This window comes from Paraburkholderia sp. D1E (assembly GCF_052682275.1).
In genome coordinates, this window is sequence record NZ_JBQYMB010000001.1 from 8,041,572 (window position 1) to 8,061,182 (window position 19,611).

The 19,611-nt window shown below is 62.4% G+C and carries 20 protein-coding genes; 10 read left to right on the plus strand and 10 right to left on the minus strand.

The genetic code is table 11. The features are described from left to right. Positions 1 to 43: 43 nt before the first annotated feature. Complete coding sequence (locus ACUN0E_RS36040) at positions 44 to 289, minus strand: hypothetical protein (RefSeq protein WP_408240008.1); 246 nt, start codon at positions 287 to 289, stop codon at positions 44 to 46. A gap of 231 nt (positions 290 to 520) precedes the next feature. On the opposite strand from ACUN0E_RS36040, the gene ACUN0E_RS36045 reads away from it, so the two are divergent. Beyond that, on the plus strand, positions 521 to 2,401 hold the full coding sequence (locus tag ACUN0E_RS36045) for a glycoside hydrolase family 15 protein (RefSeq protein WP_445569578.1): 1,881 nt from the start codon (positions 521 to 523) through the stop codon (positions 2,399 to 2,401). A 179-nt stretch (positions 2,402 to 2,580) separates the two neighbouring features. Then, positions 2,581 to 3,858 (plus strand): polyhydroxyalkanoate depolymerase, encoded by a 1,278-nt coding sequence (locus ACUN0E_RS36050; protein WP_408240003.1) that lies wholly within the window; start codon positions 2,581 to 2,583, stop codon positions 3,856 to 3,858. Positions 3,859 to 3,966: 108 nt separating this feature from the next. Here the strand turns inward: ACUN0E_RS36050 and ACUN0E_RS36055 are convergent, their stop codons facing one another. After that, positions 3,967 to 4,599, minus strand: a complete 633-nt coding sequence (locus tag ACUN0E_RS36055; protein WP_408240000.1) for a TetR family transcriptional regulator — start codon at positions 4,597 to 4,599, stop codon at positions 3,967 to 3,969. 230 nt (positions 4,600 to 4,829) lie between these two features. On the opposite strand from ACUN0E_RS36055, the gene rsxB reads away from it, so the two are divergent. The 3 genes from rsxB to ACUN0E_RS36070 all read left to right on the plus strand — a co-directional run bounded on the left by rsxB (position 4,830) and on the right by ACUN0E_RS36070 (position 6,941). After that, positions 4,830 to 5,654 carry an electron transport complex subunit RsxB gene (gene rsxB / locus ACUN0E_RS36060; RefSeq protein ID WP_408239997.1) on the plus strand — a complete coding sequence of 275 codons (825 nt, stop codon included), beginning with the start codon at positions 4,830 to 4,832 and terminating at the stop codon, positions 5,652 to 5,654. Positions 5,655 to 5,674: 20 nt separating this feature from the next. After that, entirely contained in the window at positions 5,675 to 6,319 is a 645-nt protein-coding gene (nth, locus tag ACUN0E_RS36065; RefSeq protein WP_408239994.1) for an endonuclease III, read from the plus strand. A gap of 187 nt (positions 6,320 to 6,506) precedes the next feature. Continuing rightward, on the plus strand, positions 6,507 to 6,941 hold the full coding sequence (locus ACUN0E_RS36070; protein ID WP_408213732.1) for a DUF1841 family protein: 435 nt from the start codon (positions 6,507 to 6,509) through the stop codon (positions 6,939 to 6,941). Positions 6,942 to 7,015: 74 nt separating this feature from the next. Here ACUN0E_RS36070 and ACUN0E_RS36075 read toward each other — a convergent pair whose 3' ends face one another. Together ACUN0E_RS36075 and ACUN0E_RS36080 are read right to left on the minus strand one after the other, a co-directional pair. After that, positions 7,016 to 7,399: a c-type cytochrome gene (locus ACUN0E_RS36075; protein ID WP_408213735.1), complete on the minus strand. Its 384-nt coding sequence runs from the start codon at positions 7,397 to 7,399 to the stop codon at positions 7,016 to 7,018. 59 nt (positions 7,400 to 7,458) lie between these two features. Next, a complete protein-coding gene (locus ACUN0E_RS36080) occupies positions 7,459 to 7,827 on the minus strand; it encodes a c-type cytochrome (protein ID WP_408213738.1) in 369 nt (122 codons plus the stop codon). 427 nt (positions 7,828 to 8,254) lie between these two features. On the opposite strand from ACUN0E_RS36080, the gene ACUN0E_RS36085 reads away from it, so the two are divergent. The 5 genes from ACUN0E_RS36085 to ACUN0E_RS36105 all read left to right on the plus strand — a co-directional run bounded on the left by ACUN0E_RS36085 (position 8,255) and on the right by ACUN0E_RS36105 (position 13,567). Continuing rightward, a complete protein-coding gene (locus ACUN0E_RS36085) occupies positions 8,255 to 9,097 on the plus strand; it encodes an AAA family ATPase (RefSeq protein WP_445569579.1) in 843 nt (280 codons plus the stop codon). Between the two features lie 72 nt (positions 9,098 to 9,169). Then, on the plus strand, positions 9,170 to 10,345 hold the full coding sequence (locus ACUN0E_RS36090; RefSeq protein WP_445569580.1) for a vWA domain-containing protein: 1,176 nt from the start codon (positions 9,170 to 9,172) through the stop codon (positions 10,343 to 10,345). A gap of 39 nt (positions 10,346 to 10,384) precedes the next feature. Continuing rightward, positions 10,385 to 11,605, plus strand: a complete 1,221-nt coding sequence (locus ACUN0E_RS36095) for a benzoate/H(+) symporter BenE family transporter (protein WP_408239988.1) — start codon at positions 10,385 to 10,387, stop codon at positions 11,603 to 11,605. A gap of 330 nt (positions 11,606 to 11,935) precedes the next feature. Then, complete coding sequence (gene tal, locus ACUN0E_RS36100) at positions 11,936 to 12,889, plus strand: transaldolase (protein WP_408213746.1); 954 nt, start codon at positions 11,936 to 11,938, stop codon at positions 12,887 to 12,889. Between the two features lie 258 nt (positions 12,890 to 13,147). Then, a complete protein-coding gene (locus ACUN0E_RS36105) occupies positions 13,148 to 13,567 on the plus strand; it encodes a VOC family protein (protein ID WP_408239982.1) in 420 nt (139 codons plus the stop codon). Between the two features lie 143 nt (positions 13,568 to 13,710). Here the strand turns inward: ACUN0E_RS36105 and ACUN0E_RS36110 are convergent, their stop codons facing one another. The 6 genes from ACUN0E_RS36110 to ACUN0E_RS36135 form a co-directional block, all read right to left on the minus strand. Continuing rightward, the gene (locus ACUN0E_RS36110) at positions 13,711 to 14,835 is read right to left on the minus strand and encodes an FUSC family protein (protein ID WP_445569581.1); all 1,125 of its coding nucleotides are present in this window, start codon (positions 14,833 to 14,835) and stop codon (positions 13,711 to 13,713) included. Positions 14,836 to 14,959: 124 nt separating this feature from the next. Continuing rightward, positions 14,960 to 16,510, minus strand: coding sequence for a monocarboxylate uptake permease MctP (gene mctP / locus ACUN0E_RS36115; protein WP_445569582.1), 1,551 nt, complete (start codon positions 16,508 to 16,510; stop codon positions 14,960 to 14,962). Further along, a complete protein-coding gene (locus ACUN0E_RS36120) occupies positions 16,510 to 16,758 on the minus strand; it encodes a DUF3311 domain-containing protein (RefSeq protein WP_445569583.1) in 249 nt (82 codons plus the stop codon). Before ACUN0E_RS36120 ends, mctP begins: the two co-directional genes overlap by 1 nt. Before the next feature lie 510 nt (positions 16,759 to 17,268). After that, complete coding sequence (locus ACUN0E_RS36125; RefSeq protein ID WP_408239970.1) at positions 17,269 to 18,192, minus strand: spermidine synthase; 924 nt, start codon at positions 18,190 to 18,192, stop codon at positions 17,269 to 17,271. Next, complete coding sequence (locus ACUN0E_RS36130) at positions 18,189 to 18,662, minus strand: DNA-deoxyinosine glycosylase (RefSeq protein ID WP_445569584.1); 474 nt, start codon at positions 18,660 to 18,662, stop codon at positions 18,189 to 18,191. The genes ACUN0E_RS36125 and ACUN0E_RS36130 overlap by 4 nt, the downstream gene beginning before the upstream one ends. Continuing rightward, positions 18,662 to 19,420, minus strand: coding sequence for a chorismate--pyruvate lyase family protein (locus tag ACUN0E_RS36135; protein ID WP_445569585.1), 759 nt, complete (start codon positions 19,418 to 19,420; stop codon positions 18,662 to 18,664). Before ACUN0E_RS36135 ends, ACUN0E_RS36130 begins: the two co-directional genes overlap by 1 nt. Positions 19,421 to 19,611 lie beyond the last annotated feature (191 nt).

Sequence of the window (19,611 nt, forward strand, 5' to 3'; positions counted from 1 at the left end):
TGCACTGCAGAACGCTCGCGACGCAAGCCCGCACAACAGGCAGTCAGCCGTTCGAAAGCTGATCCAGCCGTAAACGCCCCTGCAACGACAATCCGCCGACGGCATAATGGCCGTCACCTCCCTGATGACGCCGGAAGCAGGCCCGTTCGATCAGAAAGGCCAGCGCGGTCTGCATGCCGTTGCGGCTCAGGCCCAGCCGGCCATGATCGAGCGGCAACATTGAATCGTCGGCCAGTTCGCTGGCGGCCGAGAGAATCGTGATGCAATCGGATTTCGACGGGTTCAGCATAGCTTGGATCCTCGAAAAACTGCGTGTGCATGCGCCATAGGCCAGGCCGGTGCATGATTCGGAGGGCTTCGCGCATCGGCATGAAAACCGATTGTAGGCAGTGATTTGACAATTACCAACTCGCGTTTTGCCGCATTGCGTGCTGAACCAAAGCGCATCGCGCGAGTCGGGTAATAACAACGACCCGACGCGCGGCGGTCTTCGCCTCGCGTAACACTGACACGCTCCTCCATGCCCGCACTCATCGAATACTATGCGCTCATCGGCGACGGCCACACGGCCGCGCTCATCTCCCGAGACGGTTCCGTCGACTGGCTCTGCTGGCCGCGCTTCGACTCCGGCGCCTGCTTTGCCGCCCTGCTCGGCACGCCCGACAACGGCCGCTGGCTGATCTCGCCGGTCTCGGATACGCCACCCAAAATTACGCGCCGTTATCGTGGCGAGACGCTGATCCTGGAGACCGACTTCGAAACGCCAGAAGGCGCGGTCACGCTGATCGACTTCATGCCGCCGGGCAACGGCTGGTCGGAGATGGTGCGGCTCGTGGTCGGCAAACGCGGCACGGTGCGCATGCAGATGGAGCTCGTGCTGCGCTTCGACTATGGGTTTTCGATTCCGTGGGTTGATCGCCTGAAGCACGACAGCGGTATCAAGGCGATCGTCGGCCCAGACACCGCGGTGCTGCGCACGCCGGTCGACTTGCGCGGCGAGAACATGAAAACCGTCGCGGAATTCACCGTGAGCGAAGGCGAGCGCGTGCCGTTTTCGCTGGCTTATGCGGCCTCGCATCTGCGTATTCCGCCAGGACGCGATCCGCATACGTCGCTCGCACGCACCGAGAACCATTGGCTCGAATGGTCCGCGCGCAGCACCGTCGAAGGCAAATGGGCCGCGCAGATCCGCCGCTCGCTGATTACGCTGAAGGCGCTCGCCTACGAGCCGACCGGCGGCATCGTCGCCGCGCCCACCACGTCATTGCCGGAACAACTGGGTGGCACACGCAACTGGGACTACCGCTACTGCTGGCTGCGCGACGCCACCATCACGCTGCTCGCGATGATGCGCGGCGGCTATTACGACGAAGCACGCGCGTGGCGCACCTGGCTCGGCCGGGTGATGGCCGGCGCACCGGATCAGTTGCAGATCATGTATGGGATCGCTGGCGAGCGGCGCCTGCCCGAGTTCGAAATCGACTGGCTGCCAGGCTATCAGGACGCCAAACCCGTGCGAATCGGCAACAACGCGGTCGGACAGCGCCAGCTGGACGTCTATGGCGAAGTGATGAACGCGCTGCATCTCGCGCGCGTCGGCGGCCTGCAGGCGGACGACACCGCGTGGAACGTGCAGCGCGCGTTGCTCGGCCACCTCGACACGATCTGGGAGGAGCCGGACGAAGGCATTTGGGAAACACGCGGCGGCCGCCAGCACTTCACTTTTTCGAAGGTGATGGCGTGGGTGGCCTACGACCGCGCCATTCAGTCAGCCGAAATGTTCAAGCTTGAGGGCCCACTTGATGAATGGCGCGCAACCCGCGCGAAAATCCATGCGGAAGTCTGCGCGAAGGCATGGAATCCGGCGCTCAACGCGTTCTCCCAGTTCTACGGCAGCGATCAGCTCGACGCGAGCGTGCTGCTGCTGCCATTGGTCGGATTCCTGCCGCCCGACGATCCGCGCGTCAAAGGCACGGTGGCGGCGATCGAGACGGACTTGATGCACGACGGCTTCGTGATGCGCTACCACACTACCGAATACGACGACGGCCTGCCCCCCGGCGAAGGCACCTTCCTCGCCTGTTCGTTCTGGATGGTGGACAACCTCGCGTTGCAAGGCCGCATGGATGAAGCCATCGCCATGTACGAACGGCTGCTCGGCCTCTGCAACGACGTCGGTCTGCTCGCGGAAGAGTACGATCCGGCTGCAAAGCGCCTGGTTGGCAACTTCCCGCAAGCGTTTTCGCATGTGGCGCTGGTGCACACCGGCCTGAACCTGATGAAGCACGAACAGGCAATGGCCCAGGCGACCGGGCAGCCGCCGCATAACGGCACCATGGCAGAAGAACTTGAGGCTGCGGCAACCCCCGATAGCGGCGCGGCAGCATCGCCAGTACCATGATTCAATGACAGTTTGCGCGCAGCCCGCGCGCAAATTGCTGCATTGCACAAGTACGCTTTGTTCAGTATCATCGATCAGATTGTTGGCCGAAAATCAATGCGCCCACAACCAATACGGCCTGCCGCAACGCCACACGCGTGTTTGCCAAGCCCCATGCGAACCGCCTAAACGGAGCACCCATGCTCTACCAATTGCACGAATTCCAGCGGGCGATGTTGAGCCCTCTTACCGCCTGGGCCCAGGCCGCGTCGAAATCATTCGCGAATCCGGCAAGCCCCTTGGCCTACGTGCCCGGTGCCACACGCCTTTCAGCCGGTTACGAACTGCTCTACCGGCTCGGCAAAGATTACGAAAAGCCCGAATTCAACCTCCATCAGATTGTCAAAGACGGTCATAACATTCCGATCATCGAACAAACGATCATCGAAAAACCGTTTTGCCGCCTGATGCGCTTCAAGCGCTTCGCAGACGACAGCGACGCTGTCACCCAATTGAAAGATGAGCCTGTCGTGCTGGTGTGCGCACCGTTGTCGGGCCACCACGCCACGCTGCTACGCGATACCGTGCGTACGTTGCTGCAAGACCACAAGGTCTACCTGACCGACTGGATCGACGCACGCATGGTGCCGCTCGAAGAAGGCGAGTTTCATCTCGACGATTACGTCGCCTACATTCAGGAATTCATCCGCCACATCGGCGCGAAGAATCTGCACGTGATCTCGGTGTGTCAACCCACCGTGCCGGTGCTCGCCGCCATTTCGCTGATGGCAAGCCGCGGCGAAGACACGCCGCGCACCATGACGATGATGGGTGGCCCGATTGACGCACGCAAGAGCCCGACCTCGGTCAACTCGCTGGCCACGCAGCACTCGTATGAATGGTTCGAAAACAACGTGATCTTCACGGTGCCGCCGAACTATCCGGGTGTGGGCCGTAAGGTTTACCCGGGCTTCCTGCAACACACCGGTTTCGTCGCGATGAACCCGGAACGTCACGCCGCTTCGCACTGGGACTTCTACCAAAGCCTCCTGCGCGGCGACGAAGACGACGCGGAAGCACATCGCCGCTTCTACGACGAGTACAACGCCGTACTCGACATGGACGCGGACTATTACCTCGACACGATTCGCGTGGTGTTCCAGGAGTTCAGTCTCGCCGACGGCACGTGGGACGTCGCGGGCGAACGGGTGCGTCCGCAGGACATCAAGAAGACCGCGCTCTTCACGATCGAAGGCGAGCTGGACGATATCTCCGGTGACGGTCAGACGTTCGCGGCACATGATCTGTGCACCGGCATTCCGGAGAAGGACAAGCGTCACTTCACCGCGGAAAAATGCGGCCACTATGGCATTTTCTCGGGCCGCCGCTGGCGCACCATCATCTATCCGCAACTGCGCGACTTCATCCTCGAGCACAACAAGGCGCCCAAGGTAACGAAGGAAAAAGTCGAAGCCTGAGCATCGCACGCGCAGATGTGAACAACGGCCTCTTCTTCAGAGGCCGTTGTCGTTTCTGACGCTGCTTGTGACGCTTCTTTTGCCCTTTATGCGCAGCCGTGCAGCGGCTTACTTCCGCAACAGATACGCAAGCAGCAACTCAGTGTTCATCTGGACAACTTCACTTCGTTCGCTCGCAGTGCTGAAATCGCGACCAAGTGTCGCTTCGAGCGTGAAACGGTTCGACACGATGTAATAGCCCATGCCGGACAGCGTCACGTAAAAGCGCAACGGATCGACGTTGGTGCGAAACAGCCCCGCGCGTTGGCCACGTTCGAGAATGCCGCCGAGCGTGGCGACGATCGGCGAGATCATTTCCCGGATGCGCGTCGACTTCTGCATGTAGCGTGCCTCATGCAGATTCTCGTTGTTAACGAGACGCAGTAACTCGGGATGATCGCGGTAGTAATCCCAAACAAAATGCGCAAGGCGCGTAACAGCCTCGACCGGCGCGACACCATTCAGTTCGAGCGTTCGTTCCGCTTCATTGAGCGCGCTGAATGCGTGCTCGAGTACCGCAGTGAAAAGTTGCTCCTTGCTACCGAAGTAGTAATAGAGCATGCGTTCATTAGTTTCCGCGCGGCGGGCGATCTGATCGACGCGTGCGCCGAATAACCCTCCATTTGCAAACTCTTCGGCCGCCGCAAGTAGAATGCGGCGCCGCGTGCCTTCAGGATCTCTTTTGATTTTCGGCTGATTCATGGTGGCATCGTCTTCGTGAGCCGCGTTATCCGGATCGCGCCGCCGGCCTCTCCTCGGGCCTTGCACCGACAGCACTGAACGGGCTGGTTGGGGGAACACCCTTATGCGGTCTTTCGAAAAAGCGCTTCGATTATGGCACATGGATTGCGGATGGCAATTGGGGAAATCGGCGATAATGTGCTATTTAGTTCAAGCTACGCGGCCGCAAGGCAAGCCCTAACGTTGTGACCGTGATCGACTCCAAAACACTCGCAGACCTCATCGAGGATCTGCTGCCCCAAACGCAATGCACAAAGTGCGGCTATCCGGCGTGCCGTCCCTATGCCGAAGCCGTCGCCAATGGCGAAGCTGACTACAACCAGTGCCCGCCGGGTGGCGTCGAAGGCATCGCGCGCCTCGCCGCACTGCTCGGCAAACCGGTGATTCCGCTCAATTCCGCCAACGGCGTCGAAAGACCGCGTCCGTTGGCGGTTATCGACGAACAGGTTTGCATCGGCTGCACGCTGTGCATGCAGGCCTGTCCGGTCGATGCAATAGTTGGCGCACCGAAACAGATGCACACGGTGATTACCGAGCTCTGCACCGGTTGCGACCTGTGCGTGCCCCCCTGCCCGGTCGACTGCATTGCAATGCCGCCGGTCACGGGTGAGGCAACCGGCTGGGACGCGTGGAGCCAAAGCCAGGCCGACGCCGCGCGCGAGCGCCACAACCGGCGTGAGGCCCGTCTCGCACGCGAACGCGAAGCGGCCGAGGCGCGTGCTGCAGCGCGGCGAGCGGTCAGCAGCACGCCCGCTCAAACAATGGAAACCAGTGCCGAGGCAACACCCGCGGAGCCCGCAGCAGACGACGCCGAAGCGAAAAAACGCGCGATCATCCAGGCCGCGCTCGAGCGTGCACGTCAGAAGAAAGAAGAGTTGGCCGCCAAGGGCCAAGGGCCCCAGAATACGGAACGCGTCAGCGCCGACGTGCAGGCGCAGATCGACGCCGCCGAAGCACGCCGCCGCCGTCTCGGACTCGCCGCGGGCAACACCGATACTCCGCCAACGAAGCGCTAACCTTTAACTCTACGCTGCGCATGAACGCGAACAAACGCCGCGCCATCTACGAGACGCTTCAGAGTCTCAACCCACATCCCACGACCGAACTCGAGTACACCACACCGTTCGAACTGCTGATTGCCGTGCTGCTGTCGGCGCAGGCCACCGACGTGTCGGTGAACAAGGCGATGCGCAAGATGTTCCCCATTGCGAACACGCCGCAGAAGGTCTTCGATCTCGGCGAAGAAGGGGTTACCGGCTACATCAGGACGATTGGCCTGTATCGGACCAAGGCGAAGAATGTGATCGCAACCTGCCGCATTCTGCTCGACCAGTACGGCGGTGAAGTGCCGGAGGATCGTGAAGCGCTCGAGAGCTTGCCAGGAGTCGGCCGTAAAACGGCGAACGTGATCCTGAACACGGCGTTCGGTCATCCGACTATCGCGGTCGATACACACATCTTTCGGGTTGCGAATCGAACTGGGCTCGCGCCTGGCAAAGACGTGCGCGCGGTCGAAGCGGCGCTGGAGAAATTCACGCCCGCCGAGTTCAAGCAGGACGCCCACCACTGGCTGATTCTGCACGGCCGTTATGTGTGCAAGGCGCGCCGGCCGGAATGCTGGCATTGCGTGATCGAGCCACTGTGCGAATTCCGGCCCAAGACGCCGCCGCCAGATCTTTGAGGGCGGCGGGGTTTGGCGCGTGCGCGAGAGACTCGGCATCGCCGTGGCGTCTTCTTGCATCGCCTACGCCGCATCCACCAGCTGCGCCCACGCCCTCCGAACCCTTCGCGGCGCCAGCAAGCCGCCCTGCCCCGGCGTAAAATCACACCCTTCAAACCCGCCCCACACTAACCGCACCGCTCCCACGATGTTCAATCCCAGCCGCGACGAAGTCCGCCAATTTTTCACCGACACCTGGCGCAAGCAGCGTCAGGGCGAGATTCTGACGCCGCTCGAAGCGATCGCAGCCGACTGGATCGTCGAGCATCCGGAATATCACGCCGATCTAACCAACCCGGAAGCCGCCCAGACGCAGGACTACTCGCCCGAACGCGGCCAGACCAACCCGTTCCTGCATCTGTCGATGCATCTGGCGATCACCGAACAGTTGTCGATCGACCAGCCGCCGGGCATCCGCGCGGCGCACGAGCGGCTCGCAGCCCGGCTTGGCTCGACCCACGAGGCGCAGCACGCGATCATGGACTGCCTCGGCGAAACCATCTGGGAAGCACAGCGCACCGGCACCCCGCCGGACACCGACGCCTATTTGCAGCGTATCGAGCGGCGCGCCACGCGCGACTGACCCCAAAAGCACAACACCCCGCCGAAGCGGGGTGTCGTTCAATTCGAAAACAACGCAAAAACAGCGCGACGCTGTTACTTCTTTTGCACCAGATCGCCGTTCAGCGATTCGACATAGGCCGCGAGGTCCTTCATGTCGCTCGGCGACAGGCTTTGCACCTGCGCCTGCATGATCGCGTTGTTGCGACCGAGGTGCGGGTTGCCGTTGCCCATCTGGTACTGGCGCAGCGCCCAGTAGACGTAGTCAGCATGCTGACCCGCGAGCTTCGGATATTCCGGGCTCACCGGCTTGTTCAGGTTGACGCCGTGGCAAGCCGCGCAGTTGTGGCTGTCTGCCAGCACCTTGCCGTTGCCGGCGTCAGCGGCGTACGCGCCGTTCGCTGCAACCAGACCGATCAGTGCCGCCGACGCGCATGCAGCCTTGAACACCGTGTGGAGTGCCTGTTGGGGCTTATTCATGAATTCTCCTATCCCGCGAATATAAGTAACCGAGTGACTGGATGGATGATCGCAGCCGATCACTTGTCGGGATTGCTCTTCGAAGAGGAATTTTGCGCTGCGTAGTAGGCAGCGATGTCGGCGATGTCCTGATCCGACAGCGACGCGGTGATCGCGTGCATCGTTTCGAAGTGGCGGTCGCCCTTCTTGTAGCCATGCATGGCGTTCTCGAGGTACGCCTGATTCTGGCCGCCGAGCATCGGCACGCGGTAGACCTCAGGGTAAGCCGTGCGGTATTCAGGGATGCCGTGGCAGCCAATACACATCGCGACCTTGCCTTGACCCACCTTCGGGTTGCCGACGACATCCGCTGCCTGCGCACTGGCCGCATAGCCCGCGAGCACCGACAGCGCTGCGATCACGACGTGTTTGCCGACGAATTTATTCATAGCATGTAACCTGGCTTGAGGGGAACGGGCGCCCAAAAAAGGCAACGACCCGCGCCGTTCTTCTTATAGGGTAGCCACGCAGGCCAAAAAAATCGGGCTAATTGTACCGCGACGCCGCGCCGAACGTCCACAGCGCGGGGCCGCGGCGCATCCGAGCGCCGCAAAGCCACGACTAGCGCCGCTTTTGCTCCGCCGCGCCGGTTCCGCATGGCTTTGTGCCGCCCGTTGCGCTTCGCCCGTCTTGCCCGCGACGCCTGGCGCGCCCGCCCACCGGGCACGCCAGGCGAGCGTACGGGGCACTCGCACGTGCCGGATGCGCGCTCATCTCGTCGTCCGACACCGCGGGTCACACCTTACGCGAGCCCGTTTCAGCGCAACAGGCCTTCTGACTTATACTGGGTTTTTTCCCAAAAAAGAGCATCTCGCCATGCGTTTTGAAGGCTCATCGCAGTACGTCGCCACCGACGACCTCAAGCTCGCGGTCAACGCCGCGATGACGCTGAAGCGCCCGCTGCTCATCAAGGGCGAACCCGGCACGGGCAAAACCATGCTCGCCGAAGAGGTCGCCGCCGCGCTCGGCATGCCGCTGTTGCAATGGCATATCAAGTCCACCACCAAGGCCCAGCAAGGCCTGTACGAATACGACGCGGTGTCGCGCCTGCGCGATTCGCAACTCGGCGACGAGCGCGTCAAGGACATCCGCAACTACATCGTGAAGGGCGTGTTGTGGCAGACGTTCGAGTCGGACGAGCAAACGGTGCTCCTGATCGACGAGATCGACAAGGCCGACATCGAATTTCCGAACGACCTGCTGCGCGAACTCGACCGCATGGAGTTCTACGTGTACGAGACCCACGAGCTGATCCGCGCGAAACAGCGCCCGCTCGTGATCATCACGTCGAACAACGAGAAGGAACTGCCCGACGCGTTCCTGCGCCGCTGCTTTTTCCACTACATCAAATTCCCCGAGCCGGTGACGATGCAGCAGATCGTCGAGGTGCACTACCCCGGCATCAAGAAGGAACTGCTCGCCGCTGCCATGCAGAGCTTCTTCGAGTTGCGCAACGTCGCAGGTCTGAAAAAGAAGCCGTCCACCTCGGAACTGCTCGACTGGCTAAAGCTGCTGCTCGCCGAAGACATTCCGCCCGAAGCGCTGCGCTCGTCCGACCAGAAGCAGATCATCCCGCCGCTGCACGGCGCGCTCCTGAAGAACGAACAGGACGTGAGCCTGTTCGAACGGCTGATCTTCATGAACCGCAATAACCGCTGAAACACCGTTGAAACGCGTTGATACCCGGCTGATGCGCGCCCCGCGCCGCACCTCAGCCGCGAAGGACACAGCATGCTGATCGACTTCTTCTACTCGCTGCGCGCCGCCAAACTGCCGGTGTCGGTGAAGGAATACCTGACGCTGCTCGAGGCGCTGAAAGCCAATGTGATCGCGCCGTCGCTCGACGAGTTCTACTATCTCGCGCGCATCACGCTGGTCAAAGACGAACAATATTTCGACAAGTTCGACCAGGCGTTCGGCGCGTATTTCAATGGCATCGCACAAGCCTCGGAGCTCGCCTTCGACGTCCCGCTCGACTGGCTGAAGAAGAAGCTGCAACGCGATCTCTCGCCCGAAGAAAAAGCGCAGATCGAAGCGATGGGCGGGCTCGACAAGCTGATGGACCGCCTGAAGGAACTGTTCGACGAACAGAAGGAGCGCCACGAAGGCGGCAACAAATGGATCGGCACGGGCGGCACCTCGCCGTTCGGCAACGGTGGCTATAACCCTGAGGGTGTGCGCATCGGCGACGACGCGGCGGGCAATCGCACCGCGGTGAAGGTGTGGGAGGCGCGCGCCTATCGCGATTACGACGATCAGGTCGAAATCGGCACACGGAACATCAAGATCGCGCTGCGCCGCTTGCGCCGTTTCGCTCGCGAAGGCGCGGCCGAAGAACTCGATCTGCCGGACACGATCCGCAGCACCGCCGCAAACGCCGGCTGGCTCGACCTGAAGATGGTGCCGGAGCGGCACAACAAGGTGAAAGTGCTGATGCTGCTCGACGTCGGCGGCTCGATGGACGATCACATCAAGCGCACCGAAGAGCTCTTTTCCGCCGCCAAGGCCGAATTCAAGCATCTCGAGTTCTATTACTTCCACAACTGCGTGTACGACTTCCTGTGGAAGAACAATCGCCGCCGTCACGCCGAGCGCATGCCGACGTGGGACGTGCTGCACAAGTTCACGCCCGACTACAAGCTGATCTTCGTCGGCGATGCGACCATGAGCCCATACGAAGTACTGCAACCGGGCGGTTCGGTCGAATACAACAACGCCGAAGCCGGCGCCGTGTGGCTGCGCCGCCTTGCCGATCATTTCCCGCATCATGCGTGGCTGAATCCGGAGCCGGAAGGTTTGTGGGCATACCGGCAATCGGTCAGCGCGATCCGGGAAGTACTCGGTCACCGCATGTATCCGCTCACGCTCGCCGGACTCGAAACGGCGATGCGCACGCTGAGCAAATAACAGATCACGTTTTCACCCCAACTATAAGAAAGCCTCTGCATGAGCCCCTCTTCATCGCCCGATTTGTCCCCTGCCGGCGCGCACGCCGGGCGCCTCAACCCATTCACCGACACCTCGCTGTCCACCATCGTCGCCGGTTTCGTCGCGATGATGACGGGTTACACCAGTTCGCTGGTGCTGATGTTCCAGGCGGGTCAGGCCGCGCATCTCACTGACGCACAGATTTCCTCGTGGATCTGGGCGCTGTCGATCGGCATGGCCGTCTGCACGATCGGCCTCTCGCTGCGCTTTCGCGCCCCCATCGTGATTGCCTGGTCAACGCCGGGCGCGGCGCTGCTGGTGTCTTCGCTGCCGCATGTGGCCTACCCTGAGGCCATCGGCGCGTTCATCGTCTGCGCGGTGTTGCTGACGGTGGTCGGCCTGACCGGCTGGTTCGATACGCTGATGAAGAAAATTCCGGCGGGCATCGCCTCGGCTTTGCTGGCGGGCATTCTGTTCGAGATTGGCATCGAGATTTTCCGCGCCGCGCAGTTCCAGACCGCGCTCGTGCTGACCATGTTCTTCACCTACCTGATCGTCAAACGCCTCGCGCCGCGCTACGCGATCGTGACGACGCTGATCGTCGGCACGGCCGCGGCCGGCGGCCTCGGTCTGCTCGACTTCAGCCACTTTCACGTCGCGCTCGCGCACCCGGTGTTCACGATGCCGGCGTTTTCGGTCGCGGCGAGCATCAGCATCGGTATTCCGCTGTTCGTCGTGGCGATGGCGTCGCAAAACGTACCGGGCATCGCCGTGCTGCGCGCGGACGGCTACACCACGCCGTCCGCGCCGCTGATTTCGACGACGGGTATCGCCTCGCTGCTGCTCGCGCCGTTCGGCTCGCACGGCATCAATCTTGCGGCGATTACGGCGGCGATCTGCACCGGCCCCGAGGCGCACGAAAACCGCGACAAGCGTTACACCGCGGCGGTCTGGTGCGGTATTTTCTATCTGATCGCCGGGATTTTCGGTGCGACCATCGCAGCGCTGTTCTCCGCCCTGCCGAAGGCACTGGTGGTCTCCGTCGCGGCGTTGGCACTGTTCGGCTCGATCATGAGCGGCCTTGCCAACTCAATGCAGGACGTGAAGCAGCGCGAGGCGGCGCTGGTGACGTTCATGGTGACGGCCTCGGGCCTTACCCTGCTGTCGATCGGCTCGGCGTTCTGGGGGCTGGTGGCGGGCGTGCTGACGCAACTGGTGCTGAACGCCCGGCGCGCCTGATTCGTCGGAGAAAATTTGCATGCGAAAATTCGCCGATGGCAAACCGGTGCCGGAAGTCGGGGCCAGAAGCCCGCGCCGGAAATCGACACCGGAAATCGGCCACCCGAAATCCGTTTGAACGGATCGCCGGGACCAAGTGTCAATACTGCATCAGGCGATCCGCCATAGAATAGAAGCATCCGGCAGCGCTTTCCGTCAAAATTCCCCGGCAACATGGCGGGCAGACGCTGCAGCGTGACCCGCGGCCGCCGGAACGGTTTTGCCTGTTCCGTCCGGCGGCGATCTCATTTCTCCTGAACCACGGCGCACGCGCGCCATGAAGGCTCGAACATGACAACCGCACTCGACCAACTCAAGCAATACACCACCGTCGTGGCCGATACCGGCGACTTCCAGCAGCTTGCCCAGTACAAGCCGCAGGACGCGACCACCAATCCGTCGCTGATTCTGAAGGCTGTCCAGAAAGACGACTACAAACCGCTGCTCGAAAAGACCGTGAAAGCGCACGCGTCGAAACCGGTCGGCGCGGTCATCGACCAGTTGCTGATCGCGTTCGGCACCGAAATCCTCAAGATCATCCCGGGTCGTGTGTCGACCGAAGTGGACGCGCGCCTGTCGTTCGACACCGAAGCGTCGATCGCCAAGGGCCGTGAGTTGATCGCCCTGTACAAAGACCACGGCATCGGCCGCGAACGCGTGCTGATCAAGCTGGCCTCCACATGGGAAGGCGTCCGGGCGGCTGAAGTGCTGCAGAAGGAAGGCATCCACTGCAACATGACGCTGCTGTTTTCGCTCGCACAGGCCGCCGCCTGTGCCGAAGCGGGCGCGCAACTGATTTCGCCGTTCGTCGGCCGCATCTACGACTGGTACAAGAAGAACGCCGGCAGCGCGTGGGACGAAGCGAAAGACGGCGGCGCCAATGATCCGGGCGTCAAATCGGTGCGCCGCATTTACGCGTACTACAAGAAATTCGGCTATAAGACCGAGGTGATGGGCGCGAGCTTCCGCACCCCGGGCCAGGTTCTGGAACTGGCCGGCTGCGATCTGCTGACCATCAGTCCGGATCTGCTGCAAAAGCTTCAGGAGAGCACGGAGAAGGTCGAGCGCAAGCTGTCGCCTGAATTGGGCAAGGATGCGGACATCGAACGCGTGCCGGTCGACGAATCGTCGTTCCGTTTCCTCGTCAACGACGAAGCCATGGCGACCGAAAAGCTTGCTGAAGGCATCCGCGCGTTCGCCGCAGACGCCGTCAAGCTGGAAAAGCTGATCGAAGCGCTGCGTTAAAGCCCGCGGCCGTATAGCTTAAACACGCAGTCAAGCATGCGGCCCTGAACCTTTCCGGTTCAGGGCCGCATGCCGTTTACCCCGGCGAGTTGGAGGCGCCCTGCGCCGCAGCGCCCGTCGCCCGTCGCCCGTCGCCCGTCGCCGACACAATGTCACAATCGCTGCTCCAACAGACGACTACAATCGTCTGCACGCCCGCTCCTCTCTGCCATTGGCCGAAGGAACGCGGCGCCGCTGACCCTATTCCGGGAGACGATCATGTACGTTCAGCCTTATGTATTTTTCAACGGCCGCTGTGAAGAAGCGCTCAAGTACTACACCGAGAAGCTTGGCGCTGAGGTGTTGCTCCTGATGCGCTACAAGGACGCGCCGCCCAACCCCGACCCGGAGAACCAGCCGCGGCCCGGTCTGGAAGAAAAGATCATGCACGCCACGATCAAGCTCGGCTCGACTAACTGGATGGCTTCCGACGGCCACTGCGATCCCCAGGCTACCTTCAGCGGCTTCAGCCTCTCCCTGACGGCAGACAACGCCGAATTGGGCGAAAAATATTTCAACGCGCTGGCCGACGGCGGTTCGGTAACGATGCCGTGGCAAGCCACCTTCTGGAGCAAGGGCTTCGGGATGGTGGTAGACCGCTTCGGTCTCGCGTGGATGGTGACGCTGCCGGATGCCTGAGCGCGTCATGCACGGCGGCGGCGTCGGTTGCGGCCGCGGTGGTTTGCCGACACCGGTCGCCATAACCATGCAGCAGCCGTGCAGTATGTAGCCACGGCCTGTCTCAGCCCGCCACGCCGGGCGACTCGACCAACGCGTGAAAGCTAAGCCTTCAGCAAAGTACGCGAATGCCGCTCGATGTTCCAGTTCGACTCGGTCTCCAGCAGCAACGTGCGCAGCCGGTCCACCTGTTCAGCAAGCCGCTGCCCGAGCCAATACGGCCCTTGCAGGTCGGGCGGCAATTCCAGCGCCGCGCCGGTACGCGCCGGTGCGAGCGGCGACGCGGCCGGAATGCCAAAATGCGTCGCGCGGCCGAAACGCAGGCCGCGCGCCATCGCTAGCAGAATGCCGCGCACGGCGTGCACCTCGACGCCGCACTCCCGCGCATATGCCGCGCGCGCCGCGGCATCGGCGCGCATCAGCGGGCCGGTTGCCAGCAATTCCAGCGAACTGAGTACCGAGCGATGCAGCCGCTGGATCTCTTCGAGCCTGGCCTGCGGCACGTCGATCTCCTTCGCCACCGAAGGCATCAGCGAGCGCAACTGAACCAGCCGCTTGTTGATCGCGAGGAAGCGTTTGACCTGTTCGTCCTCGCTGATCGTCTCCCCATCCAGCAAACGGGTGTAGATCTGCGCGCAGGCGCGCAGATTGGCGGCGAGCCCGTAACGCCAGGAATAAGTTGCGTGCAGCGGCAACGCGAACGAAAAAGCCAGCGCGATCACAATGCCGATCAGCACGTTCAGCGTTCGCCATAGACCGACGTCGATCAGATTGTCGCCATGACCCGCGACGATGCACATCGTGATCGCCGTCAGCAGACCGATATACCCCGACGATCCGATAGCGAACCACGCGCAGATCGCCGCGACGATCGACATCAGCACATAGGTGAGCGGTAGCGACCCGGTCAGATTCTGCGTCAGGATGAGCAGCAGTCCGATCGCCGCGCCGAGCAGTGTCCCTGCCGCCCGGTCCGCGGCCTTCTTGCGGATATTGCCGTGATGCTGCAAGCCGCCGATCACCACCAGCAAGGTCACCGACGACCAGATACCGTGAGGAATGTTGATACCGGTGGTCGCGAGAATCGACACCAGCATCGCGACGCCCACGCGCAGGCTATGCAGCACCTTCGCGTGGCGATAGCGGTAGTACGGCGACGTGATCGTGCGCACCATGCGGCTAATGGCCGAGCGGCGTGCAATCACAGTGTGGGAATCGGCGGGTGCCATGGCTGCGCGACGGACGCTCTGAAGGACAGTTCCGCTATCGTGCCCTGGAGTACCCCAGAAAGACAAACGCCCGCAAATTTTTGTCTGCGGGCGTTGCTTTTTCAGGCGGGATGGAACGGCTGACTTAGCCTTCGACCACGTCCAGATAGTCTTCCGGACGGGTGCGATCCTCGGCGCGCTGCATGCCGAACATCCGCACCAGCAGGCTGACTATCACCGACACCACCAGGTTGACGATCAGCGACCACACCGCCGCATAGCCCGGAATGGCCATGCCAAACAGATGGATGGTGAAAATCGAGCCCGCCAGCTTCAGCGAAATCGCCATCCATGTGCCGGTTGCGATGCCGACCGCCCAGCCGATCAGCAGGCCGCGGTAATCGAGCACACGCGTGTACAGACCCAACACGATGGCCGGCAGTGTCTGGATGATCCAGATGCCGCCCAGCAGTTGCAACTGGATCGCATACGTCAACGGCAAACCAAGAATGAACGCGACCGCGCCGACCTTAACGATCAGCGACACCAGCTTCGCGACATTGGTCTCCTGCTCATGCGACATGTTGCGGTTCACGAACTCCTTGTGGATGTTGCGCGTGTACAGGTTCGCGGCCGCAATCGACATGATCGCCGCCGGCACCAGCGCGCCGATGCCGATCGCCGCGAACGCCACGCCGACGAACCACGACGGGAAGAAGTGCAGGAACAGCGCCGGCACCGCGAAGTTCGGGCCGAACGCCTTGAAGTACGGCGCGAATTCCGGCATGTCCTTCACGCCCGACGCCAGCGCCATGAAGCCCAGCAGCGCGAGCAGGCCGAGCACCAGCGAGTAAGCCGGCAGCATCGCCATGTTGCGGCGGATCGTGTTACCCGACTTCGACGATAGCACCGCGGTGATCGAGTGCGGGTACAGGAACAGCGCGAGCGCCGAGCCGACCGCAAGCGTCGCGTACGCGCTGTAGCCGTTCAGGCTCGACACGTCCGGCGCCTTCAGCAACAGCTTGGCAGGCGGCACCACGCTGAAGATATGGCCGAAGCCGCCCAATTGCGGCGGGATCACGATGATCGCGGCAAAGATCACGATATAGATCAGCACGTCCTTGACGACCGCGATCATGGCCGGCGCGCGCAGGCCCGACGTGTACGTGTAAGCCGCCAGGATCGCGAACGCGATGATCAACGGCAGATCGCCGACGAAGCCCTTGGTGTCGAAACCCAACGCGCCGATCACCACTTCGATACCGACCAGTTGCAGCGCGATGTACGGCATCGTCGCGACAATGCCGGTCACGGCGATCGCCAGTGCCAGCATGCGGCTGCCGTAGCGTGCAGAGACGAAGTCAGCCGATGTCACGTAGCCCTGACGTTTGGCGATGCTCCACAGTTTCGGGAACACGACGAACGCGAACGGATAGATCAGGATCGTGTAAGGCAGCGCGAAGAAACCCGTTGCGCCCGCACCGAACACCAGCGCCGGTACGGCGATGAAGGTGTAGGCAGTGTACAGGTCGCCGCCCAGCAGAAACCACGTGACGACGGTGCCGAAGCGACGGCCGCCGAGGCCCCACTCTTCCAGATGGGCCAGATCGCCTTTGCGCCAGTGAGCCGCGATAAAGCCGAGAATGGTGACGCCGATGAAAAACAGGACGAAGACGAAAGTTGCGGTGGCGTTCATTATTGTGCGCCCCCTTGCGAGCTGCCCGATTTGCCGACTGAGCGGGTCTTGGTCTTGAAGTACACGAGCGCCGTGATGATCGCGCTAATCAGCACCCACAGGAGCTGATACCAGTAGAAGAACGGGAAATCGAACAACTGAGGTTCGACCTTGTTATATGACGGCACCCAGATCATTGCGATCCAGGGCAACAGCAGCAACCAGAGCCAGTGCTTACTGGTTTTGTTCGCGTTGGCGTCGTGAGCCATGGCGTCTCCTCTTCCCTATTATTGAAATGTTGGCCCGTGTGTGGACGGGTGGTGGATGCCCCGTCGCAGGTAAGCCACGGGCACCCCGAAAGCTTCGAAAGAGTATAGGAGCCGAGAACGTCCGGTCAAGCAGGGACGACCCGAGGCGCAAATGTGCTGCTGGGGCGCGCGGGGCGGCGGTTTAGCAGAGGTGAGGATGGACGCGGAGGGCTGGGTCACGATGGGTGACATGCGTGCTGGGTATCCAGGGAATCGAACCGGCAGCGCCGGTGTACTGGGGAACCGTCGCATGAGCGCAACGGGAAATGCGAAGCCTTGGAGAGCGTGGGGCAAGAGGAGCCCCAGTTGCATACACATATATATGTGCTCCGGCTGCTTTGGTCCGGCCGGTTCGGCAGCCCGGCTGCTTCGCGTCGCCCGGGTTCAGGGCGGACCGGCCAGAGGCAAGCCGGACCTGCCCGGGTTGAACCTGAGCCAAACCAGCCTCAACCGGCCCGACCCATTCTCACATCAGACCGAGAAGGCGCTGCCGTTCTGCCCGGTCGATTCCTGCAGCCCCTTGATCCACTTGCGCGCCGGCAAGCCCAGTTCCGCTTCGATCAGCTTCGCACGCGCTTGCAGCGTCGTGAACGGCACGTCGAGCGCCGGGCCCGAGAAGGCGATCGCGATGCGGTTGCCATCATGCACTTCCGGCAGCGCGACCACGCGGCCGTCGAAGGCTTCGTTCAGACGCTTCATGTTGCGCACGAAGCTCGGATGATCGCCGAACAGGTTCACCGTCACCACGCCCGCGTCGGTCAGACACGCGCGCACCGCACGATAGAAGCCGACGCTGTCGAGCACCGGACCACGCGCGGTGGCATCGTAGACGTCGATCTGCAACGCGCCGATCGTGCCGTGGTTGGCGCGGTCGTTGACGAAATCCCATGCGTCCATTTCGTGCACGGTCAGACGTGCGTCGTCGTGCGGCAGTTCGAACATCGTGCGCGCAGCCACCACAACCGCCGGATTCAGCTCGACCGCTTCGACTTTTGCACGCGTCAGGAAACGGTATGCAAACTTGGTCAGCGCTGCTGCGCCGAGACCCAACTGGACGATGCGCCTGGGCGTTTCAATGAACAGCAGCCAGGCCATCATCTGCTGGGCGTATTCGAGTTCGATGTGATCCGGCTTGCGCAGACGCATCGCACCTTGCACCCATTCCGTGCCGAAGTGCAGGAAGCGCACACCGCCCTCTTCCGAGAACGTGACCGGTGCGAAACGCGGCTTGCGCGGCGCTTCGATTTGCGGCGCGTCGTGTAGATCGTCGTCGTGCAGCGCCCGCTTTTTGCTGCGCACTACTTTGTTCCTGTTCAGCGTGCTGTCGCCCGCGTCAGCGTCTTTGTTGCGGAACGCGCGTGCTTCAGCCGAGGCGCGCTTGATCAATTTGGTCATGTAAGGATGTCGCGCCAGAGACGCAATTTTTGGTCGAACGTGAGCATAGCATTCGCCGGACTCGACGAAGGCAATACGAGGGTGACGTAGCCGGCTTCGCCGATCACCGGCGCAAAGCGGCCCGCCGTCTTGCCGTTGAAGCAGACTTTGGCAAGCTTCGGCGCGTGGGCGCGCAGCGAAGCAAAATCGTTGGGGCTGGCATTGCGGATCGCGGCGTCGAGACTGCCTTCGCGCTCGCAGGCGGCGAGCACGTCCCACACGCCGATGCCGTGAGATAGCAAGTGCCTTAGCCGCTCCTCGTAAGCAAGTTCGGCAAGCGGTTCGTCGAGTACCGTGCCGAGCAAACGCCAGAACTGATTGCGCGGATGCGCGTAATACTGAGTGGCCGCAAGCGAGGCTTCGCCCGGAAAGCTGCCGAGAATCAGCGTATGCGTATCCGCCGCGACGACGGGGGGAAAGCCACGCAGCATCAGCGCTTCACCTTGTTGTCCGATGCCGGCGCGTGCCCGGATTCATGCGTGCCCCGCTCGCGTTCGGAAAGATGTTCTTGCTCCGCACGCGGCGTACCATGGGCGCGCGACGCCGTATGCTCGAGCGGCCGGCCGTGCTCCCTCGCATGAGTGCGTTGCGGCGCGGGCGCGGCCATCGCGTGTGCAGACGGTGCGCACGCCGAAGACGCCAGACGCGCCCACAGTGCGGGCAACATGCATTCGGTCACCATCAACGGCGCACCGTGGCGCTCGAACACCGAGCGGCGTGCGACCAGCGCATGCGGCCGCAGCCTGTCTATCTCGCGCGCGGCCAGCCGGTACAACGGATGACGTGCCGTCAACCTGCGGCTCACCAACGAAGAACGTGCGACGCTGCTATCACTGTAGAGCAGCTCGGCGAGCGGCCGCGTGCGCAGCCGGCGCGTGGCTTGCCATACACCGGTGCTCGCCGCGAGTGGCGCGATGCTGTGCGCCGCGACGAACGGGACGCCGTCCACCGATAACACCACCTCCCGAACCCACACCGGCGCGCGTGGCGCAAGGCCGAGCGCGGCGTGCTCGTCGGCCCACGGCAGCGCAACGGCTTCGCACGTCACACGCACCACGACCTCGCCGAGCGTACGCAGATGCGCGGTCAGCGATCCGCCGCGGGTCAACCAGTCTTTCTGGGCGGCGCTGAAGCCGGGTAAGGGCGCGACGCGCCAGTGGGCGTCGGCGGCATCGAAACGGATAGGCATGGTGTCGGATTATAACGGCGACGCCGTCAGACGCTTGCCAGCGCCTCATCCCTCCCTCCGTCAGGAAGTTCGGTTAGCACCCCCCCAGATGCTGGACCACCTTAAACAGATGACGGATTTCGGATAGATCCGATTCTCCTCGGCCTATGACGCGCGATACAACCTTCGTGCTTGACGAAGTCGGCGGTCCG